This window comes from Candidatus Binatia bacterium (genome assembly GCA_029243485.1).
Taxonomy (GTDB): Bacteria; Desulfobacterota; Binatia; order UBA12015; family UBA12015; genus VGTG01.
Window position 1 is genome coordinate 194,640 of sequence record JAQWRY010000052.1, and the last position, 25,148, is coordinate 219,787.

23 protein-coding genes are annotated in these 25,148 nt (G+C 65.6%); 4 read left to right on the forward strand and 19 right to left on the reverse strand.

The features are described 5' to 3' along the window. Positions 1-19: 19 nt before the first annotated feature. Entirely contained in the window at positions 20-775 is a 756-nt protein-coding gene (locus P8R42_14940; GenBank protein MDG2305910.1) for an SDR family NAD(P)-dependent oxidoreductase, read from the forward strand. A 16-nt stretch (positions 776-791) separates the two neighbouring features. Here the strand turns inward: P8R42_14940 and P8R42_14945 are convergent, their stop codons facing one another. Beyond that, on the reverse strand, positions 792-1,166 hold the full coding sequence (locus P8R42_14945; GenBank protein MDG2305911.1) for a hypothetical protein: 375 nt from the start codon (positions 1,164-1,166) through the stop codon (positions 792-794). Between the two features lie 254 nt (positions 1,167-1,420). On the opposite strand from P8R42_14945, the gene P8R42_14950 reads away from it, so the two are divergent. Then, positions 1,421-2,890, forward strand: coding sequence for an aldehyde dehydrogenase family protein (locus P8R42_14950; protein MDG2305912.1), 1,470 nt, complete (start codon positions 1,421-1,423; stop codon positions 2,888-2,890). Positions 2,891-2,939: 49 nt separating this feature from the next. Here P8R42_14950 and P8R42_14955 read toward each other — a convergent pair whose 3' ends face one another. The 3 genes from P8R42_14955 to P8R42_14965 form a co-directional block, all read right to left on the reverse strand. Continuing rightward, the gene (locus P8R42_14955; protein ID MDG2305913.1) at positions 2,940-3,227 is read right to left on the reverse strand and encodes a hypothetical protein; all 288 of its coding nucleotides are present in this window, start codon (positions 3,225-3,227) and stop codon (positions 2,940-2,942) included. A 119-nt stretch (positions 3,228-3,346) separates the two neighbouring features. Beyond that, positions 3,347-4,481 (reverse strand): peptide chain release factor 2 gene (gene prfB, locus P8R42_14960; protein ID MDG2305914.1). Its coding sequence is split into 2 segments (ribosomal slippage): positions 3,347-4,420 and positions 4,422-4,481, totalling 1,134 coding nucleotides; the frame shifts between segments, so codons are not numbered across the junction. 98 nt (positions 4,482-4,579) lie between these two features. Continuing rightward, complete coding sequence (locus tag P8R42_14965) at positions 4,580-5,770, reverse strand: sulfotransferase (protein MDG2305915.1); 1,191 nt, start codon at positions 5,768-5,770, stop codon at positions 4,580-4,582. Positions 5,771-5,853: 83 nt separating this feature from the next. Between P8R42_14965 and P8R42_14970 the strand changes: the two genes are divergently transcribed. Continuing rightward, the gene (locus P8R42_14970; protein ID MDG2305916.1) at positions 5,854-6,537 is read left to right on the forward strand and encodes a sulfotransferase family 2 domain-containing protein; all 684 of its coding nucleotides are present in this window, start codon (positions 5,854-5,856) and stop codon (positions 6,535-6,537) included. A gap of 8 nt (positions 6,538-6,545) precedes the next feature. Here the strand turns inward: P8R42_14970 and P8R42_14975 are convergent, their stop codons facing one another. Continuing rightward, a complete protein-coding gene (locus P8R42_14975; protein MDG2305917.1) occupies positions 6,546-7,031 on the reverse strand; it encodes a hypothetical protein in 486 nt (161 codons plus the stop codon). A gap of 69 nt (positions 7,032-7,100) precedes the next feature. On the opposite strand from P8R42_14975, the gene P8R42_14980 reads away from it, so the two are divergent. After that, a complete protein-coding gene (locus P8R42_14980) occupies positions 7,101-8,162 on the forward strand; it encodes an NAD(+)/NADH kinase (GenBank protein MDG2305918.1) in 1,062 nt (353 codons plus the stop codon). Here P8R42_14980 and P8R42_14985 read toward each other — a convergent pair. The 14 genes from P8R42_14985 to P8R42_15050 form a co-directional block, all read right to left on the reverse strand. Then, on the reverse strand, positions 8,159-8,608 hold the full coding sequence (locus P8R42_14985) for a hypothetical protein (GenBank protein MDG2305919.1): 450 nt from the start codon (positions 8,606-8,608) through the stop codon (positions 8,159-8,161). The two genes, P8R42_14980 and P8R42_14985, sit on opposite strands and share 4 nt — an antisense overlap. A 193-nt stretch (positions 8,609-8,801) precedes the next feature. After that, positions 8,802-9,251, reverse strand: coding sequence for an rRNA maturation RNase YbeY (gene ybeY, locus P8R42_14990; protein MDG2305920.1), 450 nt, complete (start codon positions 9,249-9,251; stop codon positions 8,802-8,804). A 10-nt stretch (positions 9,252-9,261) separates the two neighbouring features. Further along, a complete protein-coding gene (locus P8R42_14995; GenBank protein MDG2305921.1) occupies positions 9,262-10,245 on the reverse strand; it encodes a PhoH family protein in 984 nt (327 codons plus the stop codon). After that, positions 10,242-12,866, reverse strand: coding sequence for an alanine--tRNA ligase (gene alaS / locus P8R42_15000; protein MDG2305922.1), 2,625 nt, complete (start codon positions 12,864-12,866; stop codon positions 10,242-10,244). Before alaS ends, P8R42_14995 begins: the two co-directional genes overlap by 4 nt. Before the next feature lie 203 nt (positions 12,867-13,069). Continuing rightward, positions 13,070-14,083, reverse strand: coding sequence for a sulfotransferase (locus P8R42_15005; protein MDG2305923.1), 1,014 nt, complete (start codon positions 14,081-14,083; stop codon positions 13,070-13,072). Positions 14,084-14,168: 85 nt separating this feature from the next. Beyond that, positions 14,169-16,112 carry a sulfatase gene (locus tag P8R42_15010; GenBank protein ID MDG2305924.1) on the reverse strand — a complete coding sequence of 648 codons (1,944 nt, stop codon included), beginning with the start codon at positions 16,110-16,112 and terminating at the stop codon, positions 14,169-14,171. Between the two features lie 113 nt (positions 16,113-16,225). After that, complete coding sequence (locus tag P8R42_15015; protein ID MDG2305925.1) at positions 16,226-17,809, reverse strand: NAD(P)/FAD-dependent oxidoreductase; 1,584 nt, start codon at positions 17,807-17,809, stop codon at positions 16,226-16,228. Between the two features lie 56 nt (positions 17,810-17,865). Then, the gene (locus P8R42_15020) at positions 17,866-19,017 is read right to left on the reverse strand and encodes a hypothetical protein (GenBank protein ID MDG2305926.1); all 1,152 of its coding nucleotides are present in this window, start codon (positions 19,015-19,017) and stop codon (positions 17,866-17,868) included. A gap of 1 nt (position 19,018) precedes the next feature. Further along, the gene (locus P8R42_15025) at positions 19,019-20,041 is read right to left on the reverse strand and encodes a glycosyltransferase family 9 protein (protein ID MDG2305927.1); all 1,023 of its coding nucleotides are present in this window, start codon (positions 20,039-20,041) and stop codon (positions 19,019-19,021) included. 73 nt (positions 20,042-20,114) lie between these two features. Continuing rightward, positions 20,115-20,639: a signal peptidase II gene (gene lspA, locus P8R42_15030; protein MDG2305928.1), complete on the reverse strand. Its 525-nt coding sequence runs from the start codon at positions 20,637-20,639 to the stop codon at positions 20,115-20,117. After that, positions 20,636-23,458 carry an isoleucine--tRNA ligase gene (gene ileS / locus P8R42_15035; protein ID MDG2305929.1) on the reverse strand — a complete coding sequence of 941 codons (2,823 nt, stop codon included), beginning with the start codon at positions 23,456-23,458 and terminating at the stop codon, positions 20,636-20,638. Before ileS ends, lspA begins: the two co-directional genes overlap by 4 nt. 63 nt (positions 23,459-23,521) lie before the next feature. Then, on the reverse strand, positions 23,522-23,878 hold the full coding sequence (locus tag P8R42_15040; protein MDG2305930.1) for a hypothetical protein: 357 nt from the start codon (positions 23,876-23,878) through the stop codon (positions 23,522-23,524). Between the two features lie 82 nt (positions 23,879-23,960). Continuing rightward, a complete protein-coding gene (locus P8R42_15045; GenBank protein MDG2305931.1) occupies positions 23,961-24,269 on the reverse strand; it encodes a hypothetical protein in 309 nt (102 codons plus the stop codon). Positions 24,270-24,330: 61 nt separating this feature from the next. Further along, complete coding sequence (locus P8R42_15050; GenBank protein MDG2305932.1) at positions 24,331-25,095, reverse strand: hypothetical protein; 765 nt, start codon at positions 25,093-25,095, stop codon at positions 24,331-24,333. Positions 25,096-25,148 lie beyond the last annotated feature (53 nt).

A 25,148-nucleotide genomic window follows, 5' to 3' on the forward strand; every position in this document is an offset into this window, starting at 1 on the left:
GCGTGTTTGGGTCGAACCGATGAGCACCCCACGTTTCCAGAATCGTACCGCCCTCGTCACCGGAGCCGGCTCCGGGCTGGGGCGAGCCACCGCAGCCAGGCTCGCGGGAGAGGGCGCGCAGGTCGCCTGCCTCGACCTCTCCGCAGAGACGGCCGAGAAAACGGCCGAGGACATCCGGAGCGCCGGACACACGGCGCGTAGCTACGCCGTCGACGTCTCGGACCCCGGCTCGGTCTCGGCCGCCGTCGAATCCGCTGCGGGCGACCTGGGACGCCCGCAGGTCCTGGTCAATTGCGCCGGCATCGGTGGCTTCGGTCATAGCCATGAACTCGCGTTCGACGAATGGCAGCGCATTATCGCGGTGAACCTCACGGGCACGTTCCTCATGTGTCAGTCGGCGCTGCCCCACATGCTCGACGGCGGCGGCGCCATCGTGAACATCGCCTCGAACGCGGGAGTCCACGGCATCGCCTATAGCGCCGCCTACTGCGCCTCGAAGGGCGGCGTCGTGCAACTCACCCGCGCGCTCTGCGAGGAATACGTGTCGCGAGGGATCCGCGTGAATGCGATCGCGCCCGGCGGAATCGATACGCCGATGCAGAAGGGCTTCCGCATGCCCGAAGGCGCGGATCTCTCTCGATTCGCAAAGATTCGGTCGGCACTCGGGAACAGCCAGCCCGAAGAGATCGCGGGACTGATCGCCTTCGTCGCGTCCGACGAGGGGCGCTACGTCGCAGGCGCCGTGCTCTCCATGGACGGCGGGATCACCGCGTAGCGGCCTCGAGCCGTCGTCAGGCCCAGTAGCCGGCGACCCAGACACCGCCCGACCCCCTCGTGTTCCAGAGCCCGGGGACCCACTCCCGCTTGCCGGCCGGAGGGAGCGCCCAGGCTCCGGAGACCCACCTATAGCGACCGCGCGTCCAGGTGTAATGGCCGCCGCGCCAGAGGTAAGCCCCACCGGGTCGCGCCGGGCGCGCAACGACCACTGCGGGTCGCACCGGAGGTGGCTTCACCGCGACCACCCAGACCGTCGCCGGGCGTGCGGCCCGCGAAGGGTAGCCGACGGGCGCCGGGCGAACGACGACGCCGCGCGGCGTCGGGCGGATGGCGCACCCGGCGGCGACGGAAAGAAAGGCAATCGCGAGAATCAGGGATCGTGTCTTCATGTCCACTCCGGGCGGCGTCCTCAACCTCTCCAGGAAATCCGGTGCGCGGGCGCGGGCCGTCGTAGGTGAAACCCCAATGGATTGGATTCCCGTCGCTCCCTCTCGGAAAAAGTCGCCGGGCGCAGCCCCGACCGCGTCTGGCCTTCCCACGGTCGTGGCGGGAGCCGACGGCGGCCCGCCTTGACTCCCCAAGCCCGGTTCGCTCCCCTTTGCTCATGTCCGGTTGGTCCCAACTCACAGAGATTCGTCCCGGAATGACTCTCGTCCTGGGTGGCGATCAGGTCGTCGAGATCCCACGAGAGATCGCGGATAAGTTCGCAGCGGGCGACGCGATCCTACCGATCGTTTCGACCGGCGAGATCCTGCACGTTCCGGCGGCGGAGCGCCGCATCGCAAAAGAAACCGTGGATCGTGCATCGGCGGCGTTCTCGAAAATGGGCGCCGTCACGGACGAACAGATCTCGAAGTTCTTCGAGGAGTTCGCCGCGCGACTCGACGACGACGCGATCTGGTCCGAGATCCAGAAGGTGAACGGCGGGGACGTCGCCGCCGCCCGCAACCGCGGTCGATCGACGACTCGTCTCGTCGCCGACGAGAAACTGCGCCGTGGAATGATCGAGGGCCTGCGCGGCTGGATCGGCGCCACATCCCGGCGCGGTACGGTCGTCGAGACGATCGAACACGACGGCTGGCGGGTCGATCTGGTCGGCGCCGAACTCGGCATCGTCGCGTTCGTCTTCGAGGGACGCCCGAATGTGCTCGCCGACGCGACCGGCGTTCTACGCGGCGGCAACGCCGTGGTCTTCCGGATTGGCCGGGATGCGCTCGGCACCGCACGAGCGATCATGAAGCTCGCACTCGATCCCGCGCTCGACGCCGCCGGGCTTCCCGAGGGCGCCGTCTGTCTCATCGACAGCCCCGCGCACGCGGCGGGCTGGGCCCTCTTCTCCGACGCTCGCATCTCCCTCGCCGTCGCACGCGGCTCCGGTTCGGCCGTCGCCACGCTCGGCGGGCTCGCCCGTCAGGCCGGCATTGCGGCGAGCCTCCACGGAACCGGCGGCGCGTGGATCGTCGCCAGCCCGAACGGCGACGAAGCAGCGTTCCAGGCCGCCGTGCTCAACTCGATGGACCGGAAGGTCTGCAACACCCTGAACGTGTGCTGCATCCCGCGCGAGCGAGCGGCGGACCTCGTTCCTCTACTCCTTCAAAGTCTGGCCGCGGCCGGAGAGAATCGCGGACAAGCCTACAAGCTCCACGTGGCGGACGGCGACCAGTCGTACGTTCCCGCCCACCTCTTCAAGACGCAGATCGCGGTGCGCCGCGCCGAAGGCGACGTAAACGAGCCCCAAGCCGAGCTCCTCCCGGAAGCGGATCTCGGCGTCGAGTGGGAGTGGGAAGAAACGCCGGAGGTCTCCCTCAAGATCGTGGACGGCATCGACCACGCCGTCGCGCTGTTCAACCGCTACAGCCCCCAGTTCATCGCGAGCCTCGTGAGCCGAGACACGAAGGAACACGAGGCCTTCTACGGCGCCGTCAACGCACCCTTCGTGGGAAACGGCTTCACGCGCTGGGTCGACGGCCAGTACGCCCTCGAACGCCCGGAACTCGGTCTCTCCAGCTGGCAGAACGGTCGGTTGTTCGGCCGAGGTGGGGTCCTATCGGGCGACAGCGTCTACACGGTGCGCGGCCGGGTCACACAATCCGACCCCGACGTCGGTCGGTAGAACGACGGCGTCGGCGAGATTCGCTGGATCCTGCCGATCGGACCTTCTGTCAGTCGATCAGGTCGACGCGACCGGTCTTGAGGTCGTAGACCGCGCTCACGACTTTCACGCTGCCGTCTTTGACGGCCTTCGAGATGATCGGCTGCACTTCGGCAAGAATCCACTTCGCGTTCGTCAGCTGCAGCTCGTACACGACGTAGTACCGACCGTCGGAGCCCCGCACCGAAGCGGTTTCGCCTCCGAGCACCGATCCGATGATGGGCGTAAAGGCCTCCCCGGTTGCCGCCGCTTGCGCTCCGACCCTGTCGGGCGGCAGAGCGAGGCCGAAGCCCGCCATGAAAACTGACCCAATACCAAGAGCCCCCTCATCGCACCTCGTCACCCGTCCGGAACGTCGTGAACCACACGAACAACCCAACATCGGCGCCAAGGAGAGCCTTCTTAACCGATGGAGAGCTACTCGGCTTCGCCGTCTACCGTCTCGCCTGCGCGACGCAGCAGCTCGGCCTCGATGAACTTGTCGAGATCGCCGTCGAGGACCGCATCCGTGTTCCCGACCTCGATCCCGGTCCGGTGGTCCTTCACCATTCGGTACGGCTGCAGCACGTAGGATCGAATCTGACTGCCGAAGTCGATGCCGCGCTTCGCGCCGGTCAGCTCGTCCTTCTGCTCGCGCTTCTTCTGCAGCTCCAACTCGTACAGGCGGGAACGCAGGATCTTCATCGCCATCGCGCGGTTCTTGTGCTGCGAACGCTCGTTCTGGCAGGCGACGATGATTCCGGTCGGGATGTGCGTGAACCGAACGGCCGAGTCGGTCTTGTTGACGTGCTGCCCACCGGCGCCGGACGAGCGGTACGTATCGACCCGGAGATCGTCGTCGTTGATCTCGATCTCGATGTTCTCATCGATCTCGGGAGTGACGAGCACCGAGGCAAACGACGTGTGTCGCCGGGCCTGACCGTCAAACGGCGAGATACGCACCAGCCGATGAATGCCGGCCTCAGCACTGAAGTAGCCGTAAGCGAACTCGCCATCGATCGCCACGGTGCTGCTCTTGATGCCCGCCCCCTCTCCGGGCGTGTGCTCGATGACCTGTGTCTTGAACCCCCGACGCTCGGCCCAACGCAGAAGCATGCGGAGAAGCATCTCCGCCCAATCCTGAGCCTCGAGCCCCCCCGCACCCGGATTGACCGTGATGATGGCCCCCGAAGCGTCGTGCTCGCCGCCCAGCATCCGCTGGAACTCGAGGTCATGGATGCGGGACTCTACGTCGGCGAGCCGCATCTCGGCTTCCCCGAGTGCTTCCGCGGCCTCCGCCTCGTCGCCCTCGGACGCCATATCGAGAAAGACCGAAACCTCGTCGATCCCTTCCGTAATCTCCCGGAAGGAGTCGAGGCGACCGTTGACGGTCGCACGCTCGCGCAGAACCTCCTGGGCGCGCTCTTGGTTCTCCCAGAGGTCCTCGCTGGCGGTCAGCGTGTCGAGTTCGGAGACGCGCTGCTCAAGAGCAGCGACGTCAAAGATACCTCCCGAGGGCGGCGGCGCGCTCCTCGAGCTTGGTCAAACGATCTCTTCCCTCGGTCAAAACCATCTCGTTCCCTCGTCCCGATGTGGAGCGCGACGTCGACGCGCCCGGCACAGCCAGTGTGTTAGCGGCCGCCCGCCGGTGGCTGCAAGCGGAACGCCTGATCAGGTCGGATCCGCCGGAGGAGAGGCGTCCGCGTCCCAATCAAACCGATCGAAGAGGACGCTCAGCCGAGTCCGGATCTCGTCCGCCTCCAACCCGAACTCCTCGAGGCTGTACGTATGCCCCGACCGGTGCTTGTTCTCCCGCTTGCCCTGTGAATCCAGGTACGCGCGGTACTCGTCGCTCATCTCCATACCGAGGTCGCCGTAGAGCCGCTGGATCGCGGCCGACACATCCGTCGTCGCTTCCCGATAGTCGACGACCGCGCCCCTCGTTGCGGGGGAGTTCTCGAGGACCTCCAGCGGATGCATGTAGGTTTCAAAGGACTGGTTCGCGAGAAACCGCAGGCAACGCGCCGTCCGTTCGTCCTCCCAGCCCATGCGTCGCCACGAACTCTTCAGGAGCTTCAGCAGGCTCGGGATCGTCTCGTAGGGATTACGCATGGTCGTCACGATCCGCGCATCGGGAAACGTCTCGATGAGTGCCGCCACGCGGCCGGCGAACACGGGATTCTTGGAGAGGTGCACCTTGTCGCCGCCATTCAGATAGATCTGCCGACGGACACACTCCTTGTAGAATCCCATCAGACGCCACCGCTTCTTCTCCGACCACTTGTCGACGGAGTAGAAATCGATGTCGCCCATGTAGGGCATCTTCGTGATCCAGAACCCCGAAGCGAGCGAGTAGTACAGGACGATGTCGTCCTCCTCCGCCTCGGTGAGGCCCATTTGGTGGACCTTGCGGACAGCCGCGTAGTGCTTGTCCTCCCACGCTCTCACCCGGCGCTCGAGCATCCCGCCGAGGAACTTGCGGTCGAACGCCGCCACGCCACGGATGACCTTCTTCTGAAGGAGAGACGGGAAATACATCTCGTACAGGAGAAAGACGCTGAAGCGGCCCTCGTCCGCGCTCAGCAAGCGATGGACGAGCGTCGTGCCGCTGCGAGCGTGCCCGACCACGAAGATCGGCTCTTTGATCTCCGTCTTCCAGAGCCCCGGAAAGAGGATGCCGTCGAGGAAGAAGCAAATTGCGTGGAACGTCGAGACCAGGGGCACCGCGATGAGCAGAATCGAGAGAAAGTAGAGCCGCACCCCGATCTGCTTCTCTCGTGAGGCGAGGCGGATCAGCTGGAACCAGTTCTCGAAACTGAAGTGAAAGATCATTCGGTCTCCGACGACGACGCGGAATCGCACGGATCCTATACACGAACGCTCGACTACACCGCGAGCCACGAACGTTTGCTCCCGACCAGACTCACGGGTAGGTTTCGCCCGCCATGGCCGAGTTGCTTCGAACGGGCGCCGTGTTCATCCACGTCCCAAAGTGCGGAGGCAACTGGGTGCGCGAGGCCCTCCGGGACCAGGGCCTCTGGCGGTGCCGGATCGGGTACAAGCACTCGACGCCCGAGCGCATCGCCGATGTCTGGCAGTTTCACCGTTGGCAGTTCATCAAGCACCTACCGACCCGTCCCGACGTCACGACGGGGAAGCTTCGACGCGCCTTCAAGTTCAGCTTCGTTCGCAATCCCGTCACCTGGTACGAGTCGTGGTGGAAGTTCATGGCCGGCGACTGGCACCCCTGGGAGGTCGGGCGCTGGCATCCCCAGCGACCGATCGACGACTGTGGCGACGACGACTTCAACCGCTTCGTCGAAAACGTCCTCCGCGAGCGCCCGGGCTACGTCAGCGAAATGTACCGCTGGTACGTCGACGGTTCGGACTTCGTCGGCCGCGCCGAGCGACTCGCCAAAGACCTTCAGGCGGCCCTGCGCGAGGCCGGCGCCGAAGTCGATCTGGACGCGCTTGGGCGGGTGCCCGCCGCCAACGTGAGTGAGCCGCGGTGCGGGCTGCCTACGTGGGAACCTGCCGTCCTCCAACGGCTGATCGACTCCGAGGCCGAGGCGATTCGGAAGTTCGGTTACGAGGACGCGGTCGCCGCGCTCACAACCGCATCGTCGTAGCCCTCGCCTTAGCCCTCGTCGTCGGACGAGGACGACGACGAATCGTCGTCGTCTGCCGCGGCCGGCTCCGCGCACATCGCCGCGAGGCGTCCGTGACGGGAGCAAAAGCACGCGCAGCTTCTCGGACTGTGACAGGGATCGACACCGATCTCGGTCTCCGCGCAGTCGCAACCCTCGGGAGCCTTCAACTTCGCCAGGGTATTCTTGTCGCGCTCGAGACACCGCGCGCATGGCTTGCAGGTTTCCCGGCACGGCTTTCCCAGAGCGCGCTGCGCGTTGTACCAGGGCTTCGTCGGGCTGTCCTTGGCCCCCGTCCAGCTGAGCTGTGTGCACATCCCACCACCGACCGGCCGGCAACACTCCGCACAACCTTCTTCGCTCGGCGCGGTACAGCCCGCATCCGCCGCAACCACCCCGGTCACCTCGGCCGGGCTCGCGGTCGGTGCGAGCAGAGCAAGAGAGAGAACGAGGGCTGCGGAGATTCGATTGCGCATGCGGCCATATCTCCTACACCCCGCCCCGAAGGCAAGCGCCACCTGGCCCATTTCGCTAGGGACGTTCCGATGACGACGGAACCGAATGACGTGACGCTCCGGGGTGCGGTCGGCATCCTGGCGAACCCCCGCGCGGGTGGTGACGTCCGCCGACTCGCCGCGCGCGCATCCTCCTCGACTCTGGAGAGCAAACGAAACCAGGTCACTCGGGCCGCCGTCGGCGCGCGTGCCGCCGGCGTGAAGAAGGTCTTCATTGCGCGGGACCCGCTCCGAGTCGCCGTCGGCGCACTCGAGAACCTCTCGCTGGATCTCGAGGTGGAAGTCCTCGACGTCGGTGCCCAGCACAATGCCGACGATACCCACCGCGCCGCCGTGGCGATGCGGGCCGCCGGTTGTGGTTCTCTCGTCGTCCTGGGCGGTGACGGCACGAATCGCATCGTCGCGCGGGCCTGGCCCAAGGCCTGCGTGGTCCCGGTCTCGACCGGAACCAACAACGTGTTTCCTCGGATGGTCGAGGCGACGCTGGCCGGTGCTGCGGCCGGACTGGTTGCCGCCGGGCGCCTCGACGGTTCGGAAGTCTCGCGCCCGGCGAAGCAGGTTCGACTGCGACGGGCCGACGGTCGCGAGGACATCGCGCTGATCGACGCCGGCCTGTTCGTCGATGACATCATCGGCAACCTGATGCCCGTCGAGCCCGCGAAAATCCGAACGGTGATCCTCGCTCGATCGGAACCGGCGGCGGTCGGCTTGTCCCCGATCGGCGGCCTTCTAGAACCCGCGGGCGAGAACGACGATTTCGGGGTCGTCGTGACGTGCACCGCGCACGCAGGCGGCGGTCGCCCCCTCCTCGTCCCGATCTCGCCCGGCCTGTATCGCACAGTCCACGTCGCCGGTGTACGACGCGTCCCGCTCGGCGAACCGATCTCCGTGCGCGGCCCCGGCATCCTGGCCTTCGACGGAGACCGGGAGATCGAACTCGCCCCGGACGAAGAAGCCTTACTTCGCGTGGAGCGCGCGGGCCCCAACGTCATCTCCGTGGAGAAGGCCCTCTCACTGGCCTCGCAGCGAGGCCTCTATCTCGACCGCGGGCCCTTCCACGATGGCCACGGCATCCTGCCGGAGTGCTGCTAGCCCGATCTCGAGCCGAACTGCTCCCCAGCGATCCAGATTGCGTTCACGGCGGATACCGAGCAGCCGGCGAGCACTAGGAACAGAATCGAGTCCAGGGCCGAGCCGACCGTCGCCATTCCCGTCAGGCCGACGAGCCCCGCGAGTCCGAGCACGAGCCGAACACCGATGAACACGCCGGCGAAGCCGGCCGAGCCCGCCGGCTCCCCCTTCTCTCGTAAACTCGCGCCCAGAAACGCGAACAGCGGCCCCCAGAAGAGTAGCCAGCCGGCCCAGTTCAAGAGCTGCGAGAACTGGTCCGCACGCTCCAGCGCCGGCGGGAGAACGACCCGACCTTCACCGAGGCCATTCAACAGTACATCGATTAGGGTGGGATCCGAGAGGACCGGCACCGCCGCGCCCAGAAGCAGCAGCAGAGCGACAAGCTGCAGAAAGATCCCGCTGCTCACACAGAAACGGACTCGACGGGCGTCCGCTTTTAACTCGTCACACGGCGCTTCCTCCTCGAAGCGACGAAGCGATCGATAGAGATCGAAGCAGAAGTAGACGCCAAGGGTGAGAACCGTCAGGAGGACGACGCCTCCGACGGAACTCGTCCCGGCAACGCGCTCCCGCTCCGGTTCCTGAACGGAGGCGCTCAGATCATCCCCCCAACTCGATCGCCGCCAGAACCTCGCCTTGCCGTTTGAACATCCGGCGCTCTTCGGCGGGTGATCGTTCGTGATCGTATCCCAGGAGGTGCAGAATCCCGTGCACCAACAGCTCTCGAAGCTCGTGTTCGAGGGAGTGCCCTCGCTCGGCGGCCTGACGCTCGGCGGTGGGGACCGAGATCACGACATCGCCCAGAAGATCCGGGTCCCCCAGGTCGTCGCCCTCTCGCTGAGCAAAGGCGAGCACATCGGTCGGCCGATCCTTGCCCCGCCACGTGGCGTTCAACTCCTGCATCGCATCGTCGTCGACGAGTGCAATCGAAAGCTCGCTGGCCGCCTCGTCGAGGACGCGCAGACTCTCCTCCGCGGCCCGCTGTACGAGCGCGGATTGGCCCTCGAACCCCGGAGCGGCCGTGACGTCGACGCGCAGGTCGTCCGACATACAGCGCCCGTCAGAGGATACGGTCGTAGGCGGTGATGATCGCCTGGACCAGTCGGTGTCGAACCACGTCGCGCTCGGAGAACTGGCAGAACTGGATGCCCTTGACCTCCTTCAGGAGTTCGCGTGCTTCGATCAGCCCCGAGTCCCTCCCGGCCGGGAGATCGATCTGGGTGACGTCGCCGGTGATGACCGCCTGCGAGCCGAATCCCAAGCGGGTGAGGAACATCTTCATCTGCTCGCGGGTCGTGTTCTGCGCTTCATCGAGAATCACGAAGGCGTCGTTGAGGGTTCGCCCCCGCATGAAGGCGAGCGGTGCCACCTCAATCGTGCCGCGCTCCATGTAGCGCCGCGCCCGATCGACGTCGACCATGTCGTTCAGGGCGTCGTACAGCGGACGAAGATAGGGGTTCACCTTCTCGGCGAGATCACCGGGCAGAAAGCCTAGTCGCTCACCGGCTTCGACGGCCGGCCGCGTGAGGACGATGCGCGCCACCTCGTTCCGCGACAAGGCAGCGACCGCCATCGCCATCGCGAGGTACGTCTTGCCCGTCCCTGCAGGACCAATGCCGAAGACGATGTCGTGCTTGCGCATCGCATCGATGTAGTACTTCTGGGCGATCGACTTGGGCGCGATGGTCCGCTTCTGCGCCGAGATGAAGATCGTGTCGAGGAAGATCTCGCGAAGGCGAGCGTTCCGATCGCCCGACAGGATCCGGACGGCGTACTCGACGTCCGACGGGAACAGCGGGTAGCCCTGCTGGAGAAGCTCGACCAACTGCCGGACCACCCGCGCGGCGAGTTCGACCTGCACGTCATCGCCACGAACTTCGATGCCCGACGGGTGCGACACGAGATCGGCGCCGGTCTCCGCCGCGATGATCTTGATGTGCTCGTCGTGGTTCCCCAGCAGCGTCGGGAGGAGGGCGGCGTCTCCGATCTCGACGATCTCTCCGGTCGGTGCTGTCTTCGATGCGGCGCGCTCGGGACTCTTCATGCGCCAATCAGTTCGATCACGCGCTCGAGGGCCTTGTCGAGTCCCGACGGGTCCTTCCCACCTGCCTGAGCGAAATCGGGGCGACCGCCCCCGCCCCCGCCCACCATCGGCGCCATCTCCTTGATCAGGGAGCCGGCGTTGAGCTTCTTGGTGAGATCTTTCGTGACGGTAGCCACCAGGAGAACCTTCTTCCCATCCGTGCCGCCCAAAACGACGACGCCGGACTGCATCTTGTCGCGAATCTTGTCGGACAGTTCGCGCAGGACCTTCGCGTCGATCTGATCGACCCGACGGGCCAGCACCTTCACCCCACCGACGTCCTGAACCCCGTCCAGAAGATCCTCAGACGCGCCGGAGACGAGCTTCGACTGCGTCTCCGCCAGCCGCTTCTCGAGATCCTTCTGCGAGGCCAGGAGCTTACCGAGGCGTTCGGCGATCTCCTCTTCCCCGCTCTTCAGAAGTCCGGCTATCTCGCGCAACTCCAACTCGCGTTGCCGCACGAGCGCCAGGGCGCCTTCGCCGGTGAGCGCCTCGATGCGGCGGACCCCCGCGCCCACGGCCGATTCCGCCCGAAGCTTGAAGAGCCCGATATCCCCGGTGCGGGAAACGTGGGTACCGCCGCAGAGCTCCGTCGAGAAGTCGCCCATGCGCAGAACGCGCACGCGGTCACCATACTTGTCGCCGAAGAAGGCGAGCGCGCCCGCCGCGATCGCTTCGTCGTACGACATCTCGTCGGCGGTGACGTCCGCGTTGTCGCGGACGTGCTGATTGACCTCGTCCTCGATCGCCCGCATCTGGTCGTCGCTGAGACGCGCCTCGTGCGTGAAGTCGAATCGCAGCCGATCCGGAGTGACGAGGGACCCGGCCTGGTGCACCTGATCTCCGAGATGATTGCGGAGTGCCGCGTGCAGGATGTGAGTCGCGGAGTGATTCAGACGGGTGGCGCCGCGGTAGGCGGTGTCGATCGTGAGGGTCGCCGCCTGTCCGGTCCGGACCGCGCCGCTCGCCACTCGGCCTCGGTGAACGATCAGATCTCCGCGGGGCTTTTGGGTGTCCTCGATCTCGATCACGGAGCCATCGGAGAGTTCGATCCGACCGCGGTCTCCGGTCTGGCCGCCGGACTCCCCGTAGAAAGGCGTCTCTTCGGCGACGATCTCGACCGCGTCGCCCTCGCGCGCCTCGGCCTTCTCATCGCCCTCGACCGCGATTGCGACGATCTTGGATTCGAGGGAGTCGACGCCGTCACCCGCGAAACGAGCGGCGATACCGGAGAAGCCGCCGCCCTTCGAGGAGCTGAAGCGTGCGCCCTCGCGGGCCCGGGCCCGCTGGCCTTCCATCGAGGACTGAAAACCGGCTTCGTCCACGGCGAGCCCCTTCTCTCGCAGAATGTCCTGCGTGAGATCGAGCGGGAACCCATACGTGTCGTAGAGCTTGAACGCGACGTCTCCCGCGAGCGTCTTTTCGCCGCGCGAGCCGAGCTTGGCCACCTCGTCTTCGAGGAGGCCGAGTCCCTTCTCCAGAGTCTCGACGAAGCGTTCCTCCTCGCCGGTGATCGTCGCGCGGATGCGGGTGCTGGACTCCGCGAGTTCCGGATAGGCACCGCCGAGAATCTCGATCGCCCGATCCGTCACCTTCCCGAGGAACGGCTCTTCGAGAGTGAGAACGCGCCCTTGTCGCGCCGCCCGCCGGAGCAACCGGCGAAGCACGTAACCACGCCCTTCGTTCGACGGCAGAATGCCATCGGCAATCATGACGGCGACTGCGCGCGCGTGGTCGGCAATGACGCGGAACGCGATGTCGTCGGGGCCCATCCCCCCACCGTACGGCTTGCCCGAGAGCTCTTCGGCAACTCCGATCAAAGGACGCAGCACGTCGGTGTCGTAGTTTCCATCGACGCCCTGCATGAGGGCGGTGACGCGCTCGAAGCCCATCCCGGTATCGACGTGCTTCGCGGGTAGCTCACCGAGGCTCCCGTCGGCTGCTCGCTCGTTCTGGATGAAGACGAGGTTCCAGATCTCCATGTAGCGCGCACAGTCGGTGTTGACGCCGCAGACGTGGCCCGGCGGCTGATCGCACGTGCCCGGCCCTCGATCGACGTGGATTTCCGAGCACGGCCCGCAGGGACCGGTCTCGCCCATCTCCCAAAAGTTGTCCTTCGCTCCGAAGCGTAGGACCCGGTCCGGCGAGATGTCGGTGATCTTGGGCCACAGCGCTTCGGCCTCGCCGTCGGTCTCGTAGACGGTCGCGAACAGCTTGTCCTTGGGGAGACCCCAGACGCCGGTCAGCAGCTCCCAGGCCCACTCGATCGCCTCGGGCTTGTAGTAGTCGCCAAAGGACCAGTTTCCGAGCATCTCGAAGAACGTCTGGTGATAGACGTCGCGACCGACGTCATCGAGATCGTTGTGTTTGCCGGAGATCCGAAGGCACTTCTGCGCATCAGCGACCCGCGGCGCGGCCGGCTTCTCGACGCCGAGGAAGACGTTCTTGAACGGAACCATCCCCGCGTTGATGAACATGATCGACGGATCGTTCTCGGGGACGATACGCGCGCTCGGTACGATCTTGTGGTCTCGTTCGCGAAAGAAGTCCACGAAGCTCTGTCGGATCTCGGCGCCGGTCATCGGAAAAACGCTAGCAGAGGCCCCAGATTGATTCGACGACCTCCCGCCCGGAGCAACCCAACGACCGGAGAATCGCCCGGGAGGGGACTCCGGCGGGCACGGGGACTTTTGCTGATCTCGGCCGGGCGCGGGAGGCACTACCGTGCCCCGATCGTGCACATCACCCCACGTCTCGACAGAGGGCCGGCCGAGCGGGGGAGCGCCTACTCGCGGAGGATGACGTCCAGGGCGAACCGGAGGCGCTTCAGGACCCGGCCGAGGGCGTTCTCGTGGATGTCCTTCCGAAGCCGTACGAGAACCTTGCGCTGCATGGAGTAACGCAGGGGCGCCTTGCGCTTACGCGGCGTGCCGCCCGCACCTTCGGCCTCGTCGAGCTGCATCATGATCTCTTCGCGCGGATACCCGAGCGTCTCCAGATCTGCCGGGTCGAGGGCGTCGACCAGATTTCGCACCAACGCCAGGGTCTCGGGATTCGCGGCGATCTCGCCCGCCCAGCTGCCGATCGAAGACGTGACCGGACGGTCGTGCTGGTGCACGCCGGTGGGATCCCCGAGCCCCTCGAAGCTCTCGCCGGACTCCTGGTAGTCGATCGCCGAGGAATCGAACGGAATGTCGAGGTACTCACAGATACCGCGAAAGCCCTTCTCCGGATCGGCCACGAATTCCTCGTATCGGACGTGCGCCAAGGCAACCGGCTTCTCACGCACCATCTTCGCCAGAGCCGGAACGTACCGCTCAAGGATCGGATTATGGCTGAGCGCCACCTCCCACTCGCCATCGAAGAAGGAATTCACGTACGACGTGAGAATCGCGAGCGGGTGCCGGGTGAGGATGACGTACTTCGCGTTGGGATAGAGCTTCGTCAGGAACGGAAGCACCAGCGCGTAGGCCGGCGTCTTGTCGAGGAAGTACCGCTTCTTCTCGCCGGCCGAATCGAGCATGCGGCCGTACATAGAGTCCGCATAGGCTCGAAGCGCCTCGAGGTAGTCGTCCTCGCCCTGCGGGAGGTCCTCCACGAATTCGTGGACCGCCTGCTGCACGTTGAAGGGGTCGTACGGCGCCTTTTGGACGCTGGCGTAGTAGCCCAGGTGCGCGAGAGGAGTGATCAGGTGCGGCTCCGCCCGGCCGTAAACGGCCGGATGCGCGGAGAGGATGCGCGCTAGAAGGGTCGTACCCGAGCGCGGCGCACCCAAAAGGAAGACGAGCCGTTCCTGCATCCCGACTCTTATAACGAACGGGCCGGGCTCATCCACGTACCCTTTTCCGCGGCCCGGTTTCGGGACCCCGGACGCCCCGGGCCCCTCATTGGACGTAGCCCAGGGCCCGTAGGGCAGCGCGAACCCCGGCGGCCCTCGAAATCGGCTTCAGAGCCCTGGGCGCGCCCGGCTCGGCCCGGTCGAACCTCGCCGCCAGGGACCGCCGAAGTCCGGCGTCCGCCGCCCGGTCACGCAGCTCGCCCGGATCCGATCGCCGGTCGTAGACCTCCTCCTTGCCACTCGGCCAGCGAACGTAAGTGTGGCCACCGGTGCGGAGGGCGGCTCTCTCCTGCGCGAAGAGAAGGTTCTCACTCCGTACGGGCCACGACGCCCACGCGGCAGCGGTCCCGTCCGACACCACGTCAGCGAAACCCGTGCCCATCCCCGCCGGCACCTCGACGCGAAGCAGAGCGAGAAGGGTTGGTGCGAGCCGGTCCAGGCCAACGATCCGCTCGACCACGCGTCCTGCGTGCACCCCGGGTCCGCGCAGAACGAGAGGCACACGAAGCACCTCGTCGTAAAGCGTGTGGCCGTGTTCGACGCCGCCGTGTTCCCAGAACTCCTCGCCGTGATCCGACGTGACGACGACGAGCGTCTGCTCCGAGAGCCCTCGCTCACCCAGCGCGTCCACGACCTCACCCACTTCGCAGTCGGCGTCGCCAACCGCGCGATCGTACGCGGCTTCGAGTCGTTGCCGTCCGACGGCATCGGGACGAATCTCGCCGGCGCGCAGGCGCGCCATCGACGGCAACCTTCCATTCGTTTTCGACGGTGCCAACAGCTCGCCCCGAAAGCTCCGCGTCTCCCCGTCGTACGGCGCGTGCGGATCGAGATAGTGAAGCCACAGAAAGAACGGCTGCGACGCGTCGACCGACCGCAAGAACCGCACGGCGCGCGACGTGACCGTCGGGCCTCGGTCGACGATCCAGAAACGCGGCAGCGCCCGCGCCCAGAACCATCCGGCGATCGTCGGCTCGAGAAGAAGCCACGCTTCGGTCTCCAACGACACATTCTCGTACGTGTCGAAGCCCCGGCCGAGCCCGTACTCGATCGACAGGTACGGATTGGTGACGACGGCGCGCGTAGTGAACCCCTGTTCGCGCAGCGCCTCGGCGAGCACCGGGACGTCCGGACCAAGTGCACTTCGCGCGAGTGGGTCGACGCCCACGGATCTCCCGGCGCCATGGCCCCGCGCACTTCGGCCGGTGTGGACCGACGCGAGCGAGGGCAGGGTCCAGGGGGCAGCCGCGAACGCCTGCGTGAACCGGACGCCGCCTCGCGCGAGGTTCGTGGTCCGCGGCATGATCTCCGCGCTCAGGCGATCCGCCCGCAGCGTGTCGATTGTGAGAAGAACCAGGTTCGGGGGGCGATTCGGCGCCGCTCCGTGGGGATCAGCCGGCGCCCGCGCGAGGGCCACAGGACCGAGGAGGTCCCGAAGAAGCCCCGGGCCCTCGTACTCCACGAGCACGACCGACGCCGCCACCGCGAGAGCCTGGAGGGCCCAGGAGACCCTCGCCAGGCGCCGCCAGCTCAGGGGCGCGAGCCGGCCCAGCGCCGGCCGCAGGACTCCGGCTACCCAAAGAGCACTCGGGAGGATGAAGGCCATCAGTGCCCAAGCTCCGACCGAGGCGCGGGCACGGTGCCCCCCGTCGACCCACGCATCCAGGACGACGCCGCCGAGGCGCCACGCTAGGACTCCCGTCACGAGAGCGAGCAGCAGAGCCGTCGTCGCGCTCGCGCCATTCGCGACCGAATCGGACCGCCCTCGAAGTCCTCGCAGCAGGCCGATGAGAAACGCCGGCCCGGCGAGCGCGCCCGCCGCCAGCAGCATCGGTGCTGCCAGAGCCGGGGCCAAGGCCCGCTCCGGACCGATCTCTCGATTCGCCCACAGGCAGACGAGCACATCGACCAAGCCCACACACAGACTCGCGGCCGCCCAACCCGTCCCGACTCCTCGCCATCCGCGCCACATGAGATGGCTGTGTTGCACGGATCATACCGACGGAATCCGTCGGGGATCCAACCTTCGACGACCGAAGAGAAACACTTTGTTCCAGAAGATGCGAAGCGGAACGTTCCACTCAGCGAAACGGAGCGTCGCTGCTATTTCTCCTCGTGGTACTCCTCTTCGGTGTTCACTTCCCAGATGTTGTCCTTGGTCAGAACACCGTCGCGGATGTTCTCCACGGCAACCATCGCGGTGAGCATCGAGTGGTCCTGGTTGTTGTAGCGGTGCATCCCGTTGCGACCGACGAGGAAGAGATTCTCGATCGAGTCGAGGTACTCGCGCGCGGTGTCGAACTCCTCATACGTGCCGAAGTAGGCCGGGTAGGTCTTCGGCATTCGGATGATGACGCTGTCTTCGACGTCGCCGACGTTTACGATGTCGATCTTCTCGAGCTCGGCGGCGCCGAAGCGTGCCAGCTCTTCATCCGACATGCTCCAAAGCTCGTCGCCCTCGTTGCAGAAATACTCGAGACCGACCCAGATCTTTCCCGGAGTCGCGACCATGTATGGGCTCCAGTTGTTGAAGATCTGAAGGCGGCCGACCTTCACGTCGCGCTCCTGGATGTAGATCCAGTTGTCGGGCACGAGCCCCTCGGGCATGCCGGGCCGCGCGTCACCCTTCACCTTGAGTTGCGACAGGAGCAGACCGACCGTCAAGAAGTCGCGATAGATGAGTCCCGACGCGACACGACGGGCCTCGGACGGAACGTCCGCTTCGAGGTTCTCCACGAGATCGCGGACGGGCATCGTCGAGAACACGAAATCACCCTCGACGGTCTCGACCTCGCCGGTCTTCTCGTCGCGAAAATCGACCGCACGGATGCGGTTGCCATCGCCGTAGAGACGAACAGCCTTCTTCTCGAAGGCGATCTCGGCGCCGCGCTCCTTCACGATCCGGGCGACTTCTTGCCACATTTGGCCGGGGCCGTGCTTCGGGTAGAGGAACCGCTCGATCAGGCTCGTCTCGGAGCCCTTCTGGCCAATCGACTGATCCCGAACGAGCAGACGCTTGAGCGCGTGGAGCACCACCGTCGTGACCGAGAGGCCCTTCACGCGCTGCGCGCCAAACTCCGGTTTGATCTGATCACACGGAACGCCCCAGACCTTCTCCGTGTAGTCCTTGAAAAACGTCCGGTAGAGGCGATCACCGAAACGATTGATGAAGAAGTCCTCGAGAGAGCGCTCTTCGCGGTCCGGGGTCACCTTCTTCCAAAGGTACGAGAGTCCGACGCGAAAGGTCTCGATGAGGCCGAGGTTCCGTACGGTGCTCGGGGTGAGGCTCACCGGATAGTCAAAAAAGCGGCGGTTGAAGAAAATGCGCGACACCCGTTCCCGAACGAGCATCACTTCATCGGTCGCTTCGGGGTCGGCTCCCTCTCCCACGTCCACATCACGCGACTTGTTCTGATACGTGATCCGCAGGCTGTCCTTCGTGCTGTCCGCGGCCTGAAGCGGTAGAATCTTCTGCCACCAATCCATGACGCGATCCGAGCGCGAGAAGAAGCGATGCCCGCCGATGTCGATCCGATTGCCCTTGTAGTTGACCGTGCGCGCAATCCCGCCCACATCGTCTGTGAGTTCGAACACCAGGGGCTGAACATCGGTCTGCTCGAGAAGCTCGTAGGCGGCCGTGAGGCCCGCCGGGCCGGCGCCGATGATGATGGCGGTACGTTTCTGCATCAGAATATCCGGAGATCGTCGCCTTCGGGCGCGGGCATTGCAACGACCCCGGTCCCTCAGGGAGCGAGAAAGCGGGTCACATAAACGCCGTAGCCGACCATCAACACCGAATAGACTAGGAGCACGTCCAGAGCGATGCGCCAGCCTCGACCCGGCCGACCGAAGGCCGAGAACGCGACCGGCAGCAGCAACGGATAGGCATCCTGCATGTATCGGGCCCCGAACTGAGCGAACCCGGTCCCGAAGTACACGAGGTAGAACCCCTGCATCGCGACGGCCGTGACGAGGAAGGCAGGGACCCAGGGACGGCGAAGGGCCGGCAGGAACACGCCGAGGAAGAACGGGCTCAGCACGAAGATCGACTGACCGCTCGCATCGAAGCGAAGGTACGGGAACTGCGGAAGTACGGTCGGCGTCGCATAGGTGTAGACCGGCAGGTTGTTCCAGAAGTACTTGAGATCGAACTGCGGCCCCTTCAGCCCCCACTCCCGCCATCCCCCCGAGTACGGCGACATCAAGGGATCTCCCAGCGTCCACCACTGGTAGAGCAGCACTACGGCCAAGGCCGGCACGGCCCCCGCGGTGAACCACAACCCGGACCGGAACGCGGTCTTGAGACGTTCTCCCGGTACCCCGAACTGCAAGAAGAGCAGACCGAACGTGAGCGATGCGAGCGCCACCGAGTATCGCGTCTGCATCGCAACCATGAAGAAGAATCCGGCGATGAGCAGATGCCGACGAACGAGCACGAAGAACAACGTCAGGAAGAGAAAGAAGTTCCCCTCGCTGTGCATCAAGCCCCAGACGTCTCCCCAAGAAGCCGAGTACAGCACCGGCGTCCCAATCGCGTAGGCGATCGCCGCGCGTCCCGCGAGCGCTTCGACCCCGGGCAACGTCCGCATCAGGCGAAACAGGAGCACCGCCGAGCCGAGGATGAACAACGTGTTCGCCAGGGGCTGGCCGAGTGACGTGACGAGGACGTACGGCACGAGCACGAAGCTCACCATCGGCGGATACGCGAGGTAGTCGCGGCCATCGTGGCGGAACATCTCCAGCCAACCGACGAAGTCCGGCAGGTGGGTTCGACCGCGCACCAATTCGCCCGCGAGACGCAGCGGACCATCGTAAACGTTCGCGCCCGGCGTCACCCACAGCAGCACCGCCGCCAGCGACCCGAAGAGCAGCCCCAGACCGAGCCAACGACGCATGTCAGCCCAACTCTCGTCCCGCCGCGGCGACGACTTCGTCGACGGAGATCTGGTCCATGCCCTCCGGCTGATACAGGACCGTGTGCCCCTCGCCGTAGGGCGCATAGACCGCTGGGTCCTTCGGCCCGAACAGGGCAACGCAGGGGATGCCGCTCGCCGCGGCGAGATGCATCGGCCCCGTGTCGGCGGAGACGAAAAGCCGCGCCATACGAACGAGGGCTAGCAACTCCAGCAGGGATGTGGTGCGCGGTGCCGCGAACACGCGATCACTCCCGGCCGCGACGTCGCGAGCGAGCGATTCCTCCGCCGGCCCCCATGTGACGATCACCGGCTGCTCCAACTCCGACGCCACACGACGCGCAAACTCAGCAAAGCGCTCGGGCGGCCACCGCTTCGAGGCCCCACGGCCGCTGGTCCCAGGATGCAGCATCACGGCTTCGCCCGGAGCGATCCCGTTGTCGTGGAGATACGAGCGAATCGTGCAATCCGCCTCCTCCGTGTTCGGGAACACCCACTCCCGAGCGGCGTCCTCGATCCCCAGCGGACCGAGGAGCGAGGCGAACTTATCCACGCGATGAGGACGATCGGACGGCGGAACGACACGATCGGTTGAAAACCAGTGGTTCAGCTCACGGTCGTAGCCGCGGGCGAACCCGATCCGATGGGGCGCGCCGGACAGCAGCGCGTGGACCCCACCCTTCACGTTCCCCTGGACGTCGATCGCGACCTGGTACCCGACACCGCGAATCTCCTTCGCGTACGCCGAGAGTTCCGAACGAAAGTCACCCCACGAGCCCGGCGAGCGGCGCAGTTCCCCCCAACGCCGACGCGGGAACACGTGCACCCGATCGACCAGCGGGTGGTCCACCAAGAGATCCTGGGCTCGATCTTCCACCACGAACCCGATCGTCGCGTCCGGCCGGGCCCGGCGAAGGAGCGACAGCGTCGGCAGCGTGTTGATCACGTCGCCCACGGCGCTCAGGCGAATCAGCAGGAACCGGTCGGCCGACACACCGCTCGTCATCGCTTAGCCCCGCGGCGGGAGCAAGCCCGCGCGCCGAATCCCTCGCCTCGCGCGGTCCTCGCCCGAGCGAGGATCAATCTTTGGTGAAGACCGAGCTGAGCAGGAGGAGAACGACCCCAGTCGAGATGAAGGAGTCCGCGACGTTGAACGCCGGCCAGTGCCAGTCGCCGTAGTACACGTCCAGGAAGTCGATCACCGAGCCGTAGGTGACACGATCGATCAGATTCCCCAGCGCCCCACCCAACACGAAGCCGCACGCGATCAGGACCACCTTCTGGGACGGCGGAGTCGAGTACACGAAATACAGGATCGCCAGAACCGCCACGACGGCCACGCTGGCAAAGAACGGCACCCTGTAGGTCTCGGACATGTCGGCGAACATGCTGAACGCAGCACCGGTATTGCGCACGTAGGTGAGATTGAAAACCCCGTCGAGAATGGGAATCGACTGGTAGAGCTTCATATCCGCGTCGATCCAGATCTTGGTGATCTGATCGAAAACGACGATCACGAGCGCAATGCTCGCGACCAGGATGTATTTCCCCACCCCCGACGCCTCGGCGACGGGAGTCTCTGCGGATTTCGCTGCGGTGGTCATGCTTCTTCTTTGAACCCGGATTGTACCAGAACTTCGGCACAACGCGCGCACGTGCCCGGATACTCGGGCTCGGCGCCCAACTCCTCGAAGTACATCCAGCAGCGGTCGCACTTCTCGCCGGACACGCGCGCGATGCCTACCCGAAGGCCCTCGAGCGTGCTCGCGGGGCATTCCATCCCGCCGAAAGAGACCCGCGACGCGATGAAGAACTCGGGGAGGAACTCCTCCTCGGCGTGCAGCAGACGGCCCAGGTCCCCGTCAGCGTCCAGGTGGACGTGGGCCTCGAGCGAGTGGCCGATGCGGCCTTCTTTGCGCTCCTCCTCGATGGCCTTCGTGACCGCCGAGCGAACCTGAAGCATCGTATCGAAGCGTTGCGCCAAGGTTTCATCTGCCCAATCGACCTCGGGCGCCGGGAAGTCCACCAGGAAGATGCTCTCGGGTTCTTCCGGCAGATGCGGCGTCGCCGCCCAGACGTCTTCGGCCAGGAACGAGAGGATGGGTGCGGAGAGCCCCGCGAGCGCGCGCACAATGTGCCACATCACGGTCTGCGACGCGCGGCGTCCCAGATCGTCGGTCCCGCCGCAGTAACAACGGTCCTTCACGACATCGAGGTAGAGCGCGCTGAGGTCGACGGCGCAGTAGTTGTTCAGGAGGTGATAGACCGAGTGGAACTCGTACGCGTCGTACGCCTCCTTGGCGCGGGTCTCGACGCGAGCGAGTCGGCCGAGGGCCCAGCGTTCCAGCTCCGGCATGTCGGCCGGGGCAACCACATGCTTCGAGGGATCGAAGTCGCCGAGATTGCCCAGGAGAAAGCGTGACGTGTTTCGCAGGCGCCGATAGGACTCGACCAACTGCGAGATGATCTCCTTCGACATGCGAACGTCGTTTCGGTAGTCCTCAGCCGCCGCCCAGAGCCGTAGAACGTCGGCACCCAACTCCTTCAAGATCTGATCGGGCGCCATCGCGTTCCCGCCCGACTTCGACATCTTGTGGCCTTTGCCGTCCAAGATGAAGCCGTGGGTCAGGCACGCCTTGTAGGGCGCAGCACCCCGGTTCGCGACGGACGTCAGCAACGAAGTGTGGAACCAACCACGATGTTGGTCGGAGCCCTCGAGATACAAATCGGCCGGTGACCGGAGACCCTCGCGGCGCTCGAGCACAGCCGCGTGGCTGACCCCCGAATCGAACCAGACGTCGAGGATGTCCTTCTCCTTGGTGAAGGAGTCACTTCCGCACTTGCACTTGTACCCGTCGGGCAGCAACTCAGCGGCCGGGCGAGCGAACCACGCGTTGGAGCCTTCCTTCTCGACGATCGCCGCGACGTGTGCAGCCAGCGTGTCGTCGAAATGGACCTCGTCGCACTTCTCGCAGAAGAAAGCGGTGATCGGCACGCCCCAGACCCGCTGGCGGGAGATGCACCAATCCGGACGCCCTTCGATCATGCCGTAGATGCGCTCCCGGCCCCAGGGCGGAACCCACTGGACGGCGTCGATCGCCTCGAGGGCGTTCTTGCGCAGATCGCCGACCTCCATCGAGACGAACCACTGCTCGGTCGCCCGGTAGATCAGAGCCTTCTTGCAGCGCCAGCAATGCGGGTAGCTGTGATCGAGGCTCGACTGGGCCACCAGCGTCCCCGCCTTCGCCAGCGTCTCGATGACGGCCGGATCGGCGTCGAAGACGCGCTGTCCGGCGAACTCCGGCACTTCGTCGGTGAAGCGTCCGTACCCGTCGACGGGGCAGTAGACGTCGAGACCGTACCGGGTTCCGACGATGTAATCCTCGTGACCGTGACCCGGCGCCGTGTGAACGATCCCCGTGCCGCTCTCGAGTGTGACGTGGTCACCCAGAACCACCGGGACCTGGCGATCGATCCACGGGTGATGGAGCGTCGCCCCTTCGAGTCGCGAGGCGGAAAGACGGAGACGCTCACCACTCTCGGTGAGCCCCGCGGCCGCCAGGAATGCATCGGCCAGGCCTTCAGCCACCACCAGGATCTCGTCACCGACCCGCAGCCCGACGTAGTCGAAGTCCGGGTTGAGCGAGAGCGCCATGTTCGCGGGGAGAGTCCAGGGAGTAGTCGTCCAGGCGACGAGCGACACGCGCTTCGGATCGTGCGCGGCCAGAGCTTCGGCACCGGCATCGGCCGCCTCGGCAAGTCGCGCGACGTCGACGGCGGGGAAGCGGACGTAGATGCTGGACGAGCGCTTGTCCTCGTACTCGACTTCGGCCTCGGCGAGCGCGGTCGCGCAGGACGAGCACCAGTACACCGGCTTCTTCTTGCGATACAGGGAGCCGCCCGTCGCCAGACGTCCGAGCTCGCGGATCTCCTGCGCCTCGTAGTCGGGGGCGAGCGTGAGGTACGGATTGTCCCAGTCGCCGACGACCCCGAGCCGACGGACCTCCGTGCGCTGGATATCGACGAACTTGCGCGCGAACTCGTCGCACAGCTTGCGGACATCCACTGTGGACATCTCGGCCTTCTTCTTGCGGCCGATCTTCTTCTCGACCTGCAGCTCGATCGGAAGTCCGTGGCAGTCCCACCCGGGGACGTAGGGCGTCCGGAATCCCGCGAGGTGCTTGTACTTGACGATGACGTCCTTCAAGACTCGGTTCAGGACGTGCCCCATGTGCATGTTGCCGTTCGCGTACGGGGGGCCATCGTGAAGGACGAAGACGGGCGCGTCCTTCCGTAGAGCGAGCATGCTCTCGTACAGATCGTCCGTCTCCCAACGGGCCAACTGCTCGGGCTCCCGCCGCGACGCATTCGCACGCATCGGAAAGCTCGTGCGTGGTAGGTTCAGCGACGCGCGGTATTCCATCTTGCGCGGGTACCAACCGACAAACGCGGTTTCAAACCGACCCGATGGTACGACCGTGGAGCGTTAGGTGGAGCTGATCTCCACCGAGACGTTCCACTCGCCCCGCAGCCAGTCGAGCATGTCGGAGTGATTGAGGTTCTCGGGGTCGGAGAGAGCGGTCTCGAGGCCGAGCCCGAAAATCAAATCCCGGGCCTCCTGCCGCTCGATTCCCCTGAGGAAGGCCCGCAGCGCCTCTTCGTTGCCGAATTTCTCGTCCACGGCGTCGACCAGGGCCCGGTACTTCTCGGCCCCGAATTCCTCCACGAGACCGCTGATCTCTTCCTGTTCTTCTTCGCTGATCGTGGCGTTCGACTCCGCAATGAACTCGATCAAGCCTACGAGCGCCAGTTGCTCGTCCTCATTCAGGTCTCGAATTTCCACGGGGCCTCCTCTGCAAAGTCCAGTTAGGTGCGGCCCGAGTGGCCGAGTCCGAGACGCTACACGACCGGCAGCGCTGATGCGATTACCGGTCGGTAATCCGTCGCTTGCGACCACCCCGATGCTCGGCTCGGGCCGGCTCCCACTGGGAGGGGTCCAAGGACCACTTCCTGCGAAGCCCGAAAAAGTAGCAGCACTGCTCGTGATCGAGGTCGTTGTTGAAGGTGCGCTGCTGCCCGTCCTCGAAGAGCAAACGGACGAGGCACGTACCGCCCGGGACGATCGACGTGCGCTCCTCGACCACCGCGCCCTCGCCCCACTCCTCGTGGCACATGTGCGTGACCCGGTCGCCGAGGCGAAGATAGATCCGTTTGTCTTTGGCCGTGTACTCCATCGCGGCTCCTGAGTTCCTAGTGCGTTTCCCCTGGGTATCGCGTTCCGAAGGCGGGGGGAAGCTACGCCCGCGACAAGGACTGCTGAACGCGCGCGCTCAGAGTTGCCAGCTCGACGGGCTTGCGCAAGATCACGCTCGTCTCCGGAGCCGGCCCGAGCGGGTCGTGGTAGCCACTCACGATGATCGCCGGGAGGTTCGGCACTAGGACGTGCGCTTCCCGAAGCAGCTCGAGCGCCTCCGTCCCGCTCTCGGAGCTGGTGACGCGGTAACCGGCGTCAAGCAGGATCTCCGCCATCACTTGTAGGACCTGCGGCTCATCATCGACGACCAGGATCTCCTCCCCGTTCACGGCCCCTGCGGGCCGCGGCGACGTTGCGGCGGTGTCTGCGGTCTCTTGTGCCGGCGCGGTGCCGTGGCCGGAGTCTTCCACCTGGAGGACCAACGCCGGCGCCTCGTCCGCCAGGGCCACTCGCACGCGGAGACTCCCACCCTGCGGCATGGCCCCCAAGCCGTTGGTGCAGAGGTTCATCACGACCTGCCCGAGCTGCGAACGGTTCCCTGGAACCCAAAGCTCCTCGCTCGGGAGATCTCGGGTCACGTGGAGGTCGGGTCCGGCGACCCGCTCCACGAGAGCCAACGTCTCGCGGACGACTCCGCAGAACTCCGCCCGCTCGTCACCGACGTCGCGGACACGTGCAAACGTCAGGATCTGATCGACGAGATCGCTCGCGCGCGACGTCGCGGTATCAATTTCCCCGAGAAGACGTTCGAGGCCCTTATCGCCCGAGACCCGCCGCTGAACGAGCCGCGTATTGCCTAGGATCACCCACAGGAATCAGGGAGGACAGTGCGTAGGCCAGTACGAGAACCAGCCCGCGA

Coding starts and splice junctions, on each gene's coding strand:
- ybeY (MDG2305920.1), bottom strand. CDS start 9,251: ATGTCGGACGACCTGCGCGTCGACGTCACGGCCGCTCCGGGGTTCGAG.
- P8R42_14995 (MDG2305921.1), bottom strand. CDS start 10,245: ATGAAGAGTCCCGAGCGCGCCGCATCGAAGACAGCACCGACCGGAGAG.
- P8R42_14955 (MDG2305913.1), bottom strand. CDS start 3,227: ATGGCGGGCTTCGGCCTCGCTCTGCCGCCCGACAGGGTCGGAGCGCAA.
- P8R42_15025 (MDG2305927.1), bottom strand. CDS start 20,041: ATGACGAGCGGTGTGTCGGCCGACCGGTTCCTGCTGATTCGCCTGAGC.
- P8R42_14950 (MDG2305912.1), top strand. CDS start 1,421: ATGACTCTCGTCCTGGGTGGCGATCAGGTCGTCGAGATCCCACGAGAG.
- lspA (MDG2305928.1), bottom strand. CDS start 20,639: ATGACCACCGCAGCGAAATCCGCAGAGACTCCCGTCGCCGAGGCGTCG.
- P8R42_15020 (MDG2305926.1), bottom strand. CDS start 19,017: ATGCGTCGTTGGCTCGGTCTGGGGCTGCTCTTCGGGTCGCTGGCGGCG.
- P8R42_14970 (MDG2305916.1), top strand. CDS start 5,854: ATGGCCGAGTTGCTTCGAACGGGCGCCGTGTTCATCCACGTCCCAAAG.
- ileS (MDG2305929.1), bottom strand. CDS start 23,458: ATGGAATACCGCGCGTCGCTGAACCTACCACGCACGAGCTTTCCGATG.
- P8R42_15045 (MDG2305931.1), bottom strand. CDS start 24,269: ATGGAGTACACGGCCAAAGACAAACGGATCTATCTTCGCCTCGGCGAC.
- P8R42_14945 (MDG2305911.1), bottom strand. CDS start 1,166: ATGAAGACACGATCCCTGATTCTCGCGATTGCCTTTCTTTCCGTCGCC.
- P8R42_14980 (MDG2305918.1), top strand. CDS start 7,101: ATGACGACGGAACCGAATGACGTGACGCTCCGGGGTGCGGTCGGCATC.
- P8R42_15005 (MDG2305923.1), bottom strand. CDS start 14,083: ATGCAGGAACGGCTCGTCTTCCTTTTGGGTGCGCCGCGCTCGGGTACG.
- P8R42_14975 (MDG2305917.1), bottom strand. CDS start 7,031: ATGCGCAATCGAATCTCCGCAGCCCTCGTTCTCTCTCTTGCTCTGCTC.
- P8R42_14940 (MDG2305910.1), top strand. CDS start 20: ATGAGCACCCCACGTTTCCAGAATCGTACCGCCCTCGTCACCGGAGCC.
- P8R42_15015 (MDG2305925.1), bottom strand. CDS start 17,809: ATGCAGAAACGTACCGCCATCATCATCGGCGCCGGCCCGGCGGGCCTC.
- alaS (MDG2305922.1), bottom strand. CDS start 12,866: ATGACCGGCGCCGAGATCCGACAGAGCTTCGTGGACTTCTTTCGCGAA.